Genomic DNA, 12,438 nt, shown 5'->3' on the forward strand with positions numbered 1-12,438 from the left:
ATCACAGCGTGAGATCACAAAAGCGAACATCCGTAATCCGGTAAACGCTCGCGTTTACTCATCGTTACGTTTTTCACACTATCATTGGCTGATAAGCGCTTTGCAATACGCCGATGAGTAGTATAAATACGCATACGCACGACATCCTTTTTCACTTTCTCTAACTCATGGACACCACCGTTGAAACGTAGTCTGCTTTTTTCTGCCGCGCTGTGTGCGGCGTCATTGACATCTGTCCAGGCGGCACAGCCTATAACCGATCCGGTCTTCGCCTCTGATATCGTCGATCGTTATGCCGACCATATATTTTACGGCAGCGGTGCTACGGGGATGGCGCTCGTGGTGATTGATGGTAACCAGCGCGTATTTCGCAGCTTCGGCGAAACACGCCCTGGCAATAACGTTCATCCGCAGCTGGATTCCGTTATTCGAATTGCATCTATTACTAAATTAATGACCAGCGAAATGCTGGTGAAATTACTCGATCAGGGTACGGTTAAACTCAACGATCCATTGAGCAAATATGCGCCGCCTGGCGCGCGCGTGCCAACTTATCAGGGCACGCCGATTACGCTGGTGAATCTGGCGACGCATACCAGCGCGCTACCGCGCGAACAACCTGGCGGCGCGGCGAAGCGCCCAGTGTTTGTCTGGCCAACCCGTGAACAGCGCTGGAGCTATCTCTCAACCGCCACGCTTAAAACCGCACCGGGCTCGCAGGCTTCTTATTCCAACCTGGCGTTTGACCTGCTGGCCGATGCGCTAGGAACCGCATCCGGAAAGCCTTATCCGCAGCTGTTTGAAGAAAAAATTACCCGTCCGCTGGGGATGAAAGACACCACCTTTACCCCATCCCCCGATCAATGCAGACGCCTGATGGTCGCGGAAAAAGGCGCCAGTCCTTGCAACAATACCCTGGCGGCAATGGGCAGCGGCGGTGTTTATTCAACGCCCGGCGATATGATGCGCTGGATGCAGCAGTATCTCTCATCTGATTTTTACCATCGTAGCCAGCAGGCCGACCGTATGCAGACACTGATTTATCAGCGTACGCAGTTAACAAAAGTGATAGGGATGGATGTTCCGGGTAGAGCCGATGCGCTGGGTTTGGGCTGGGTCTATATGGCGCCGAAAAATGGGCGACCGGGAATTATTCAAAAAACCGGTGGCGGCGGCGGCTTCATTACCTATATGGCGATGATCCCGCAGCAAAACGTCGGGGCATTTATCGTGGTGACCCGCTCTCCGCTAACCCGCTTTACCAATATGAGCGACGGTATCAACGATCTGGTTGCTGAGCTGAGCGGGAACAAACCGCAGGTTATTCCTGCATCCTGACTTAATACTCAAAAGGCAAACGGTTAATGCTCACCAGTTTGCCTTTATTCATTTCAATGTAACCACCTTTACGCAATGCCGCGAGAACCTCAGCGACAACTGAGCGTGAAATTCGCGTGCGTTGGTGAATATAGTTCATGACGCCGATACGCGAACGCAGTACGTCGTCCCATTTTGTCATGGATATCAGCGTCGCGCGGATCTGATCGTAGGAGTTATTGCCGATCAGTTGCAGATCGCGCAACTCAAACATGGAGTTTTGCCATGCCAGCCAGCAAAAGGCTTCACGCCAAAGCTGGCATTGTTCAATTATATTTATCGTTTGCGAAGCAGGCAGGTGGTATCCTGTACAATTACTTTCGGTTATTAATTTGTATTGTACATCTGTTTTCATCACGCCATCAGAAAGGCCCATAATAAAAGGTGCCTGTGCAATCCCGACCAGCACGCTTTCCCCTCTACGCAAGGAAACAACACCACTTAAAATAACGAAAGTATCATCACTATTAATATCACCGGAATAAATTATTTCTTTATCGTTCTCACACTCAAAGTGTTTACCATATTTCGCTAAACATTTATCAAGCTTACCAAACTCAAGAAGAGGTTTATTTGAAGATAGCATGTGCGCATTCCTTGCAATAAATGCCCGTCAAATCCGTGACGGGCATTATTCTAAATTAAATTACCTTTTATTTCTCTGCGAGAAAGTTGTTACCAGGTATATTTAACACCAACGTTTGCAGACCAGTCTTGATCGACATCACCGCCACCGAGGTAATTAGCATCGGTGTACGCGCTGAAGTTCTTGGTGAAGCTGAACTGAGTACCCAGTCCAACGCGTACCGCAGAACCTTCTACGCCGTTGTCGATAGAATCACCGTTTACATCAGAATCGTTGTTAGAGTCGTCGTAAACGTAGGCCAGTTTGAAGTACGGGGTCAGCGCCTGGTCATCGCTGTAGGCGAAGGTATAACCCGCATCTACACCAAGTTCATAACGCATGCTGTCATAAGACTGACCGTCAACTTTCATGTCGTTGCTCAGCTTATAGTCATCACCAGACTGGAACAGACCGGATACGCTACCGTAAGGGGTTACGTAACCTGCGTCACCCAGCTTCAGGTCATAACCCAGTTTCAAGCCAAAGCCCCAGGCATCAGAAGAGGTGCTGCCATCAACATACTGACCGTTGCTCATGCTGGCAGACAGATCGTTGTTGAAGTGGGAGTAGCTTAAGTTACTGTCAACAAAGATGTTGTTCGCAAAACGAGCAGAAGAGTAGATATAGGCAGTCTGGCTATCCTGATCTACCTGACCGGTACGATCACTCATGTCACCTTTCGCGAAGCCTGCCGCAGCACCGACAATCCACTTAGCGTTGTTACCATCGATTTTGGAATCAACACCGACCATGATGCCGTTAACATCCTGATCATAGTTAATGTTGCCGTTATCCGCATCGAAGCTGCCGCCGAAGTAGCTCACCCATGCACCACCGTTATCTACCAGGCCATGACGCGCGTTAGTCAGACGAGTACCAACGGTGTCTTGTTCCAGGTTCCAGATATTGGTGTTGGCAGACGGAATGCTCAGCGCCATGTTCGCGTAGTCGGTCAGCTCCATCTGCTGCAGAACAACGGTGTTACCCTGCTGCTGAGCCTGATAGGTGTAAGCACCCAGGTCTGCTTTGTTGGCTGCAGAGAAGGTTGCGGTGCTGTTCGTGTCGTTAACGTAGATCAGCTCGTTACCGTTGTAATCAGCAACAGAACCTGCGCCAGTGGCGTTATCGATGCGAACTTTATAGTTACCGGTTGCCGCTGCTACGTGATCACCGTAGTTATCAACTTCAGACTGATCGCCTGAGGTGTCGGAATCGCCGTTACCGTTGATAGTCAGATGACCATCAGAGTTCATCGCGATCACGCCATAACCGTAGTTAGCCTGGCGCGTATCGTTGGTACGATCGTTGGTCAGGTCAGCATTCAACACATAGTTAGCGCTGTTGATGTCGAAAACACCCGCATTAACATGGTTGTAAGCATCGGTGTAGCTGGTTAGATTCAGGGTATCAACCTGCAGCGCGTTTCCGGTGCTGTTGCCCACATCCAGAACGCCGTTGTTGGTGACGTTAATGGTATTGGCATACAGCGCGGCATTAAGCACATTCCAGCCGGCAGAGACATCATCAGCAATCGTTACGGTACTGTTGTCAATAGACAGCGTATTAGTCGCAACACGACCATCTTCATTGATGTTCAGTGCGGAAGCACCGGTCAGAGTGATGGAGTCAGAAACCAGCGCAGAATCGCCCACGTTGACAACGGAACCGCTGTTGATGCTCAGAGTGTCAATCAGAGAAGTTTTGGTGGTATCCCACTGGGAAGCGCCGTTCAGCGTCACGTTGAACAGACCGCTCTGATAAACGGTATTGCCAACCACATGACCATTTTCGTCATAAGAGGTTGTGTCGCTATCGATACCGTAGGTTGAAGAAGGCCACAAGCTGTTGGCAGCGATATCAATCAGCGTAGCGGTGGCTTCAGTGCCCTCAGCATAGCTTTCGTAAACGCCATCACCATCAACGTCAACCTGATGGACGGACATTGCCGCACCAACCCACTTGCTGCCGTGGTTCAGGGTCAGATCCAGACGGTCAGTACCATCCCAGCCGTTGGTATCCAGATCGGCATCAGTATCACGGTAAGTATCAGCACCGTTCGGGAAGAAGTTCTCATCAAAGTTGCTGGAGAACAGCACATCGCCCATCAGCGTAGCGTTATCAAACGTGGCGGTGGTCTGCATCGCGTTATCTGCATCGGGATGAGCAATAACCGCCAATGCGATATCATTCGCGTTCCAACCGTTACCGTTGTAGTCGCTCGCATTGCTGGTGTTACCAAACCAGCCGGATCTTCCTTCATCAGACCAGGAACCGGAGGTCAGGGTAGAGTCGGTAACAGCGATAGTGTTGTTAAACACTTCGCCGCTGTTTACGCCGGTGATGACGGTATTATCGTCAATATCTTCCCACTCATAACCTTGAGTCAGGGTAATACCCGCAACGTGAGAGTTGTTGGTGATAGACAGATCAACTTCTTGATCCAGAGTGATAGCCGTACCCAGGTTATAAACGTCGACAACGTGCGTATCAGCCACGTCATTATAGGTACCGTTGTAGGTATAATGTTCGTAGTTGTCATCGATAGTAGAATTGATGACGTTCATCGCCAGACGATCGTAGTAATAGTCGGTACCCGTACGGTTAGTACAATCCGTGGTCATACATTCGGATGTCACCATACCGTGAATGGTACTGTTTTTAATCGTCAGGCTGTTATAATTGCCGTTGGTTGACAGTCCATCATCCAGATAATAAGTAGAAATAACGCCGTTGACAGTAGCGTTATTGATTACCGGATAAATATCACCGTTATAAATACTATCAGTGCCGTAATTGTTCCAACCGACATAGCCATCGAAGTAAACGTCATCAACATGTGATGCGTCATTATAATGGGTGAACGTTGTGTACGTCGTCCCAGAAATATCAGTAGAAGCATTCGCCTGAGAAGTGATTGCCAAAGTACAGGCTAATGCTAATTGTGAGACTACAAGTTTCTTTTTCCAAGTGTGCATTTGTCATCCCTCCTCAGGGACGTAATATAGTTGATCCATCAATTATCAATGCAAAGAAAACATTTTATGTTTCGCGGGGACGATTATGCGGTTTCACAAAGGAAAGGTTCAATTATTCTTTGCTAGTCGTCCGAAACCGGACAACACTACGAATACCCTCGCCTCTGACACAAAAGACAAAAAAACTCATTCTTTCAATGAAATATCTCACAAGATATTTCTGAAACATATAATTAATAAATAACTTAGCACTCACCTAAACAAATAAACAATAAATGAAATGGAATTATTTCCACATCTATAAAAATAAACGCATCGATATTTAAAATAATAAAATAGAAACAAACAAAATAATGAATATGAATAATTTGCCATAAATGTGAATAAATTGCTCTAATGATTCAGCCTTCCACGATGGAAAATCCAGATATAACGCCAACTTTCGTAAACCACCCACCCTCAGGTTCGGGTATACTACGGCCTTCGATTCCACAAACATCAGGCATACCATGACAGACCTAATCCAACGCCCTCGCCGCCTGCGCAAATCACCTGCGCTGCGCGCTATGTTTGAAGAGACAACACTCAGCTTAAATGACCTGGTGTTGCCGATCTTTGTTGAAGAAGAACTCGACGATTACAAAGCTATCGAGGCCATGCCCGGCGTGATGCGCATTCCAGAGAAGCACCTGGCGCGCGAAATTGAACGCATTGCGAATGCAGGCATCCGCTCGGTCATGACCTTCGGCATTTCTCATCACACCGATGACACCGGCAGCGATGCCTGGAAAGAAGACGGTCTGGTGGCGCGCATGTCGCGTATCTGTAAGCAGACCGTACCGGAGATGATCGTCATGTCCGACACCTGCTTCTGTGAATACACCTCGCACGGTCACTGCGGCGTATTATGCGAGCACGGCGTTGATAACGATTTAACCCTTGCCAATCTCGGCAAACAGGCGGTCGTTGCCGCCGCTGCGGGCGCAGATTTCATCGCCCCTTCCGCCGCAATGGACGGCCAGGTGCAGGCGATTCGCCAGGCGCTGGATGCCGCGGGCTTTACCGATACCGCGATCATGTCCTACTCCACCAAATTTGCCTCTTCTTTCTATGGCCCATTCCGTGAAGCCGCAGGTACCGCGCTGAAGGGCGATCGTAAAACCTATCAGATGAACCCGATGAACCGTCGGGAAGCGATCCGCGAATCGCTGCTGGATGAAGCCCAGGGCGCAGACTGCCTGATGGTCAAACCGGCTGGCGCATACCTCGATATTCTGCGCGATATCCGCGAGCGCACCGAGCTGCCGATTGGCGCTTATCAGGTCAGCGGTGAATACGCGATGATCAAGTTTGCAGCCCTCGCGGGTGCAATAGATGAAGAGAAAGTGGTGCTGGAAAGCTTAGGCTCGATCAAACGCGCTGGCGCGGATCTGATCTTCAGCTACTTCGCACTGGATCTGGCTGAGAAAAAAATCCTGCGCTAATCACTTTGTTGCCTAATGACGGCTTCGCTTTACCGGACCTACAGGTCGTAGGCCCGGTAAATGAAGCGTCTCCGATAATCATCCCGCCCGAAAAAACGGCTTGTCTCCCAAAATTGTCGCCCGGTGCATAATGCGCCGCTGGGGCAGATAATCCGCATTCGCATAATGCTGCGTCACGCGATTATCCCAAATCGCCACATCGTTGGGCTGCCAACGCCAGCGCACCTGGAACTCCGGTTTAGTGATATGCGCGAACAAAAAGCGCAGTAACGCCTCGCTCTCTTTTTCCGTCACATCGACAATTCGCGTGGTAAATCCTTCATTCACGAACAGCGCCTGCTTCCCGCTCACTGGATGCGTGCGCACCACCGGATGCAGCAGGGGCGGATGCTTTGCCACCGCCTCCAGCCAGCGCTGATGCTCCTCTGGCGTCTGGCGGTATTTATATTCCTGGAAGGATTTACGAAAATCATGCTCTGCCCGCAGGCCGCTCAGCAACTGGCGAAACGGCTCAGATAATGCGTCATAAGCGGCAATCCCGCTGGTCCACAGGGTGTCTCCCCCGGTCGATGGCAGCTCTTTTGCCGCCAGAATCGCGCCCGCTGGCGGCGTGTCGATAAAGGTCACATCGGTGTGCCAGTTGTCGTTATCCGGCGGATTATCGTTATGAGTATCCAGCACGATAATCTCTTCAACCCCTTCGGCATGCGGATAGACAGGGTGAATATGCAGATCGCCAAAACGCAGCGCCAGCGCCCGCTGTTGTTGCGGCGTAATCACCTGCTCACGCAGAAACACCACCTGATGGCGCAGTACGGCGTGATAAAGCTGTTCAAACTGATTATCGCTCAGCGGGCGCGTCAAATCCGCACCGGTGATTTGTGCGCCAATGTTCGGCCCCAGCGGGGTAATGCTCAGACGTTCACTCATTGTACTTCTCCATGCCAGGGCGTCAGGCGGCGCTGAAGCGCGCGCAGACCCAGTTCTAAAATAAACGCGATAACGGCAATCACCGCGATCCCCGCCAGCACCACATCCGTTGCCAGAAACTCACCGGCTGACTGCACCATAAATCCTAAACCTCGCGTGGCGGCAATCAGCTCTGCTGCCACCAACGTCGACCAGCCCACGCCAAGCCCGATACGCAACCCTGTGAGTATCTCCGGCAATGCCCCCGGCAAAATAACAAACCACAGCACCTGCGTACGGCTGGCTCCCAGCGACTGTGCGGCACGCACTCTCACCTGCTGCGCGCTTTTAACCCCCGCCAGCGCCGACATCGCTACAGGGGCGAAAATCGCCAGATAGATCAGCAGGATCTTGGAGGTCTCACCAATGCCAAACCAGATAACCATCAGCGGCAAATAGGCCAATGGCGGAACCGGACGATACAGTTCAATGATCGGATCGAGAATGCCGCGCATCGTCGGACTCAGCCCCATAGCGATCCCAACCGGAACGCCGAGCAGTACCGCCGCCAGCAGCGCGATAACAATACGCGTCAGGCTCGCCGCCAGATGCTGCCACAGCGTGGCATCCATAAACCCCTGCGGCCCGGCAATAACCATCAGTTTTTGCAAAACCTGGCCCGGCGGGGGTAAAAACAGCGGACTGATTAACTGCAGCGCCGCCACCGTCCACCACACAGCCAGAATGACGACCAGCGTACCGAAGCTTAAGGTAATCTGCCGCGAGAACGGCCAGCGCCAATTCAGCGCGCGCTGGCGACGGGGTTTATCATTAATCACCACGCTCATGAGAATGCCTCCCGTTGTTCAAAGACACGACCTAACACATACTCGCGCATGGCGATAAACTGCGGGTCGGACTTAATGCTGCGGCTCGGCTCTCCGGCCACAAAGCGACGAGCGAAATTCAGCGGCAGACGCTCCAGTACCCGGCCAGGGCCTGGCGACAGCAATACCAGCTCCGTTGCCATAAAAACGGCTTCTTCAATATCGTGGGTAATCAACAGCACCTGTTTGCCAGTCTCATGCCACAACTTCAGCAGCAGGGTTTGCATCTGCTCGCGGGTAAAGGCGTCGAGCGCGCCAAAGGGTTCATCCAGCAACAACAGCTGCGGGTTGGCAGCCAACGCCCTCGCAATGCCGACGCGCTGACGCTGACCACCAGAGAGCTGCCAGATAAAACGTTTTCCCGCATCCTCCAGCCCAACTTTCTGCAACATCTCCCGCGCGATTCGTTGACGTTGGGGCTTCTCCATCCCCGCCAGTTGCAGCCCGAAGGCCACGTTGTCCTGCACGTTGCGCCAGGGCAGCAGGCCTTCGTTCTGGAACACAACCCCGCGCTCTGCGCCTGGACCTTCAACTTTGTTGCCCGCCAGCATAATGCTGCCATGCTGATACGGCACAAACCCGGCAATCAGATTTAACAGCGTGGTTTTTCCGCAACCAGAAGGTCCGAGTACCACCAGCAGTTCGCCACTATCGAGCGTCAGGTTGATATCTTCCAGCACCGGTTTTCCACCGTAGCTGGCGGCAAGATGAGAGATTTGCAGCATCAGCGCCTCCTTATTTATTGCACGAAGCGATCGGTCACATACTGGCTGTAATCCGTCGCGACGGCGGGGACTTTGCCCTGCTCTTTGAGGAACTGCGCGGTGTCGATAATCGCTTTATTCACCGGGCCGGTTAGCTCAGCGGTTTGCTGTTGTGCCGTCAAATAGGTGTTACCTTTCACCAGCCCTGGCACATCCGCCTCCGGTACGCCACTCAAACGCGACAGTTTGCTGATATTCTCCGGCTGCTTCAGCCATTCATCGGGATTAGCGATATAAGGCTGCTGGGCGTCGATGGCGCTTTTGGCAAAGGCTTTCACCACGTCAGGATGCTTCTCGGCAAAATCTTTGCGCACCACCCACACGTCCAGCGTCGGTGCGCCCCACTCGCCAACCTGCGATGAGTCGGTTAATACCTTGCCATCTTTTTCCAGCGCGTTTACCGCAGGCGCCCAGACATAAGCACCATCAATATCTCCGCGCTGCCAGGCGGCAATAATCGCGGGTGGCTGCAGGTTCACAATCTCCACCTGCCCTGCTTTGATACCCCAGTGTTTCAACGCCGCCAGCAGGCTGTAATGGGTAGTGGAAATAAACGGCACGGCAATGCGCTTACCAATCAAATCTTGCGGTTTACTGATGTTTTTCTTCACCACCAGCGCTTCAGAATTGCCGAGTTTTGACGCCAGTAGGAAAACCTCAATAGGCACCTGCTGGCTGGCAGCGACCGCCAGCGGGCTGGAGCCAAGATTACCGATCTGCACATCACCGGATGCCAGCGCACGGACGATGCTCGCACCGCTGTCGAATTTGCGCCAGTCAACGGTAGCCCCGCTCTCTTTAGCAAAGGTGTTATCCGCCTGCGCCACTTTAGCGGGTTCAGCGGAGGTCTGATAAGCAACGGTGACGTTCACCGCCTGTGCCTGAAATGCGATGAATGCCAGTGCGGCAAGTAGTGCGTTACGCGATGAAATAGCCATGATTGTCTGCTCCCCTGTCTTGTTATGGGGGCAGTATTTCGTTGCGGCACAATTTGATAAAGGAATTAAAAATTCTGGCTAATAGCGATCTGTTTTTAGAAAAAAAGCGGCAATGCTTAGCCCGGAAATGCATTTGATTGCAGGCCGGCAAATTATTGCGATTTTGTTACATTCGTTACATATCCGCGCCACGGGGATTGCCAGCGCGGCGCTGGCAGGCATCATAGATGCCATTGTCAGGCAAGAGAGCAAGATCATGATTCATGTTGTGCTGGTGGATGACCATGTGGTGGTGCGTTCCGGCTTTGCGCAATTACTCAGTCTCGAAGACGATCTCAACGTTGCTGGCCAGTACAGCAGCGCGGCCCAGGCGTGGCCAGCATTACTGCATGATGACGTCAACGTTGCGGTAATGGATATCGCCATGCCGGATGAAAATGGCCTGAGCCTGTTAAAACGACTGCGGGCGCAAAAGCCCGGTTTTCGTGCCATTATTCTCAGCATCTATGACTCACCCACGTTTGTGCAAAGCGCACTGGATGCCGGTGCCAGCGGTTATCTGACCAAACGTTGCGGACCGGAGGAACTGGTGCAGGCGGTACGATCGGTTGGTACGGGCGGGCATTACCTGTGCGCCGACGCGCTACGGGCGCTACGCGGCGGCGAACAGCCCGCGCAGGTACTGGAGGTATTGACCCCGCGCGAGCGCGAAGTGTTTGATCTGCTGGTCAAAGGCGACAGCGTAAAAGAGATCGCCTTCAAGCTCGACCTCAGCCATAAAACGGTGCACGTTCATCGTGCGAACGTGCTGGGCAAACTGCAATGCCACAGCACCATCGATCTGGTGCATTTTGCACTCGACCACCAGTTGCTGACGGGGCATTAATGTCACGCAGCCTTCGTCATGGGGTTATTTCTCTGTTTATTCTGCTGGCCTGGGGATCGGGCTGGCTGATGCTGTGGACGCTGGGGTTTTACCTGACCCACAACGGCCAGCAGGCAGCGCTATTCCTGCCGCACGGCGTCTATCTCGCCCTGCTAATCCTGCTTTCTCGCCGTTACTGGCCCGCGCTGGTACTGCCGCCGGTGCTGATGCTGTTCTGGCTGCACAGCGAGCAATTAGTGAATGGCTATATCCTGCTGGCTGCGCCGTTGATTAGCCTGATCCCGGCGAGTATCGGCCAGTCATACTGGCACCGCTTCCCCCTTTACTGGCAGCGCTTAACGCTGCTGCTGGCCGCGGTGACGATCACGTCATTGCTCAATACCCTCCTGCTTTCACCGTTTATCCAAAGCCCGGCAACGTTAATTGGCCTGGCATCGTTTACTGGTGGCGTACTGCTGACGCCGTTTGTCTATCTGATCTATGAATTTCTGCGCCAGCAGCACCGCTATCATTTGCTCGGACTGGATACCACCAATCCCCCCCTGCGTACCTCGCTTATCATCTGGTGTAGTCTGTTTTTCATTATCGGCATAGGTACCCAGATGGTGCTGTCACCGGAGATCGAGCGCCTGCTGCTAATCGTGGTGTTCTTACCAAACGTGGTGATGGCGTGGAAATTTGGCTGGCAGGGCGGCGTGTTGTCCGGACTGCTCGGCAGTATGATGATCACCATCGCCCGGCAAATCGGCGTCGGGTTCAGCAATTTACTGGAGTTGGAGATTTTCCTCGCCACCCAGGCGCTGCTGGGCATAGGGCTGGGGATCGCTATCAGCCGCCAGCAGCATCTGGCGCAAAACCTGCACCATTATCGCCAGCGTCTGGAAGCCGAACTGGCAGCGCGACGCGCGCTGACCGAACAACTGATCCGCACCGAGGAAAATACGCGCAAAAGCCTGGCGCGGGAGCTACACGACGAAATTGGTCAGAACATCACCGCCATTCAAATTCAGTCGCAACTGGTCAAGCGCGCGCCGGGTCGCGAGCAAACGCTTGAAGCGGCAAATCAGATCAACGACCTTGCCCGGCGCATTCACCACTCCACCCGCCAACTGCTGCGCCAGCTACGACCGCCCGCGCTCGATGAACTGGCCTTTAAAGATGCACTGCATCATCTGGTGAATGAATTTGCCTTTGCCGAACGCGGCATTCGCTGTTGGTTTGACTATCAGCTTGAAAATACGCCAGAAAATGAAACGGTGCGTTTCACACTGTATCGCCTGCTGCAGGAGTTGCTCAATAACGTCTGTAAACATGCCGACGCCAGCGAAGTGTCGATTACGCTGCGCCAGCAGGAACACCGCGTATTTCTGCACGTCGCTGACAACGGTGTAGGTATTCTCGCGGAGAAAATCCCCGGGTTCGGTATCCAGGGGATGCGTGAGCGGGTCAGCGCCCTTGGCGGCGAACTGACGCTCGAATCGAACAACGGCACGCGGGTAATTGTTAACCTGCCCACAAATTTGCAACAAATCAGCCGTTAACCAGGAAAAAGTCTTAGTCACTGCGGACTTTATCTCATCCCATTTTGCTTTC

Annotated in this window: 10 protein-coding genes; 4 read left to right on the top strand and 6 right to left on the bottom strand. The window is 52.7% G+C overall.

Features of this window, described 5'->3' with window-relative positions; all coding sequences use genetic code 11:
- Nucleotides 1–180: 180 nt before the first annotated feature.
- Entirely contained in the window at nucleotides 181–1,338 is a 1,158-nt protein-coding gene (gene ampH, locus ABIE10_RS09455; RefSeq protein WP_047497838.1) for a D-alanyl-D-alanine-carboxypeptidase/endopeptidase AmpH, read from the top strand.
- A 1-nt stretch (nucleotide 1,339) separates the two neighbouring features.
- Here ampH and iprA read toward each other — a convergent pair whose 3' ends face one another.
- Nucleotides 1,340–1,963: a hydrogen peroxide resistance inhibitor IprA gene (gene iprA / locus ABIE10_RS09460; RefSeq protein WP_047497841.1), complete on the bottom strand. Its 624-nt coding sequence runs from the start codon at nucleotides 1,961–1,963 to the stop codon at nucleotides 1,340–1,342.
- Nucleotides 1,964–2,052: 89 nt separating this feature from the next.
- The gene (ehaB, locus tag ABIE10_RS09465; protein WP_103765935.1) at nucleotides 2,053–4,977 is read right to left on the bottom strand and encodes an autotransporter adhesin EhaB; all 2,925 of its coding nucleotides are present in this window, start codon (nucleotides 4,975–4,977) and stop codon (nucleotides 2,053–2,055) included.
- A gap of 509 nt (nucleotides 4,978–5,486) precedes the next feature.
- Between ehaB and hemB the strand changes: the two genes are divergently transcribed.
- Nucleotides 5,487–6,461 (top strand): porphobilinogen synthase, encoded by a 975-nt coding sequence (gene hemB, locus ABIE10_RS09470; RefSeq protein ID WP_016151991.1) that lies wholly within the window; start codon nucleotides 5,487–5,489, stop codon nucleotides 6,459–6,461.
- 78 nt (nucleotides 6,462–6,539) lie between these two features.
- Here hemB and tauD read toward each other — a convergent pair whose 3' ends face one another.
- Genes tauD through tauA form a run of 4 tightly spaced genes read right to left on the bottom strand, consistent with a single transcriptional unit; the run spans nucleotide 6,540 to nucleotide 9,959 of the window.
- Entirely contained in the window at nucleotides 6,540–7,391 is an 852-nt protein-coding gene (gene tauD / locus ABIE10_RS09475; RefSeq protein ID WP_047497850.1) for a taurine dioxygenase, read from the bottom strand.
- Nucleotides 7,388–8,218 (bottom strand): taurine ABC transporter permease TauC, encoded by an 831-nt coding sequence (tauC, locus tag ABIE10_RS09480; protein WP_016155826.1) that lies wholly within the window; start codon nucleotides 8,216–8,218, stop codon nucleotides 7,388–7,390. Before tauC ends, tauD begins: the two co-directional genes overlap by 4 nt.
- Nucleotides 8,215–8,982: a taurine ABC transporter ATP-binding subunit gene (gene tauB / locus ABIE10_RS09485; protein WP_103928963.1), complete on the bottom strand. Its 768-nt coding sequence runs from the start codon at nucleotides 8,980–8,982 to the stop codon at nucleotides 8,215–8,217. The genes tauC and tauB overlap by 4 nt, the downstream gene beginning before the upstream one ends.
- Nucleotides 8,983–8,996: 14 nt before the next feature.
- Nucleotides 8,997–9,959, bottom strand: a complete 963-nt coding sequence (gene tauA / locus ABIE10_RS09490) for a taurine ABC transporter substrate-binding protein (protein WP_016155824.1) — start codon at nucleotides 9,957–9,959, stop codon at nucleotides 8,997–8,999.
- A gap of 256 nt (nucleotides 9,960–10,215) precedes the next feature.
- On the opposite strand from tauA, the gene ABIE10_RS09495 reads away from it, so the two are divergent.
- A complete protein-coding gene (locus tag ABIE10_RS09495) occupies nucleotides 10,216–10,845 on the top strand; it encodes a response regulator transcription factor (RefSeq protein ID WP_181221922.1) in 630 nt (209 codons plus the stop codon).
- On the top strand, nucleotides 10,845–12,386 hold the full coding sequence (locus tag ABIE10_RS09500; protein ID WP_137366564.1) for an MASE1 domain-containing sensor histidine kinase: 1,542 nt from the start codon (nucleotides 10,845–10,847) through the stop codon (nucleotides 12,384–12,386). Before ABIE10_RS09495 ends, ABIE10_RS09500 begins: the two co-directional genes overlap by 1 nt.
- Nucleotides 12,387–12,438: the final 52 nt, after the last annotated feature.

This window comes from Citrobacter sp. 506 (genome assembly GCF_050434985.1).
Lineage (GTDB): Bacteria > Pseudomonadota > Gammaproteobacteria > Enterobacterales > Enterobacteriaceae > Citrobacter > Citrobacter braakii.

Bases quoted from the DNA above. Each gene is read 5' to 3' on its own strand.
- iprA (WP_047497841.1), bottom strand. From the start codon at position 1,963: ATGCTATCTTCAAATAAACCTCTTCTTGAGTTTGGTAAGCTTGATAAA.
- ehaB (WP_103765935.1), bottom strand. From the start codon at position 4,977: ATGCACACTTGGAAAAAGAAACTTGTAGTCTCACAATTAGCATTAGCC.
- hemB (WP_016151991.1), top strand. From the start codon at position 5,487: ATGACAGACCTAATCCAACGCCCTCGCCGCCTGCGCAAATCACCTGCG.
- tauD (WP_047497850.1), bottom strand. From the start codon at position 7,391: ATGAGTGAACGTCTGAGCATTACCCCGCTGGGGCCGAACATTGGCGCA.
- tauC (WP_016155826.1), bottom strand. From the start codon at position 8,218: ATGAGCGTGGTGATTAATGATAAACCCCGTCGCCAGCGCGCGCTGAAT.
- tauB (WP_103928963.1), bottom strand. From the start codon at position 8,982: ATGCTGCAAATCTCTCATCTTGCCGCCAGCTACGGTGGAAAACCGGTG.
- tauA (WP_016155824.1), bottom strand. From the start codon at position 9,959: ATGGCTATTTCATCGCGTAACGCACTACTTGCCGCACTGGCATTCATC.
- ABIE10_RS09495 (WP_181221922.1), top strand. From the start codon at position 10,216: ATGATTCATGTTGTGCTGGTGGATGACCATGTGGTGGTGCGTTCCGGC.
- ABIE10_RS09500 (WP_137366564.1), top strand. From the start codon at position 10,845: ATGTCACGCAGCCTTCGTCATGGGGTTATTTCTCTGTTTATTCTGCTG.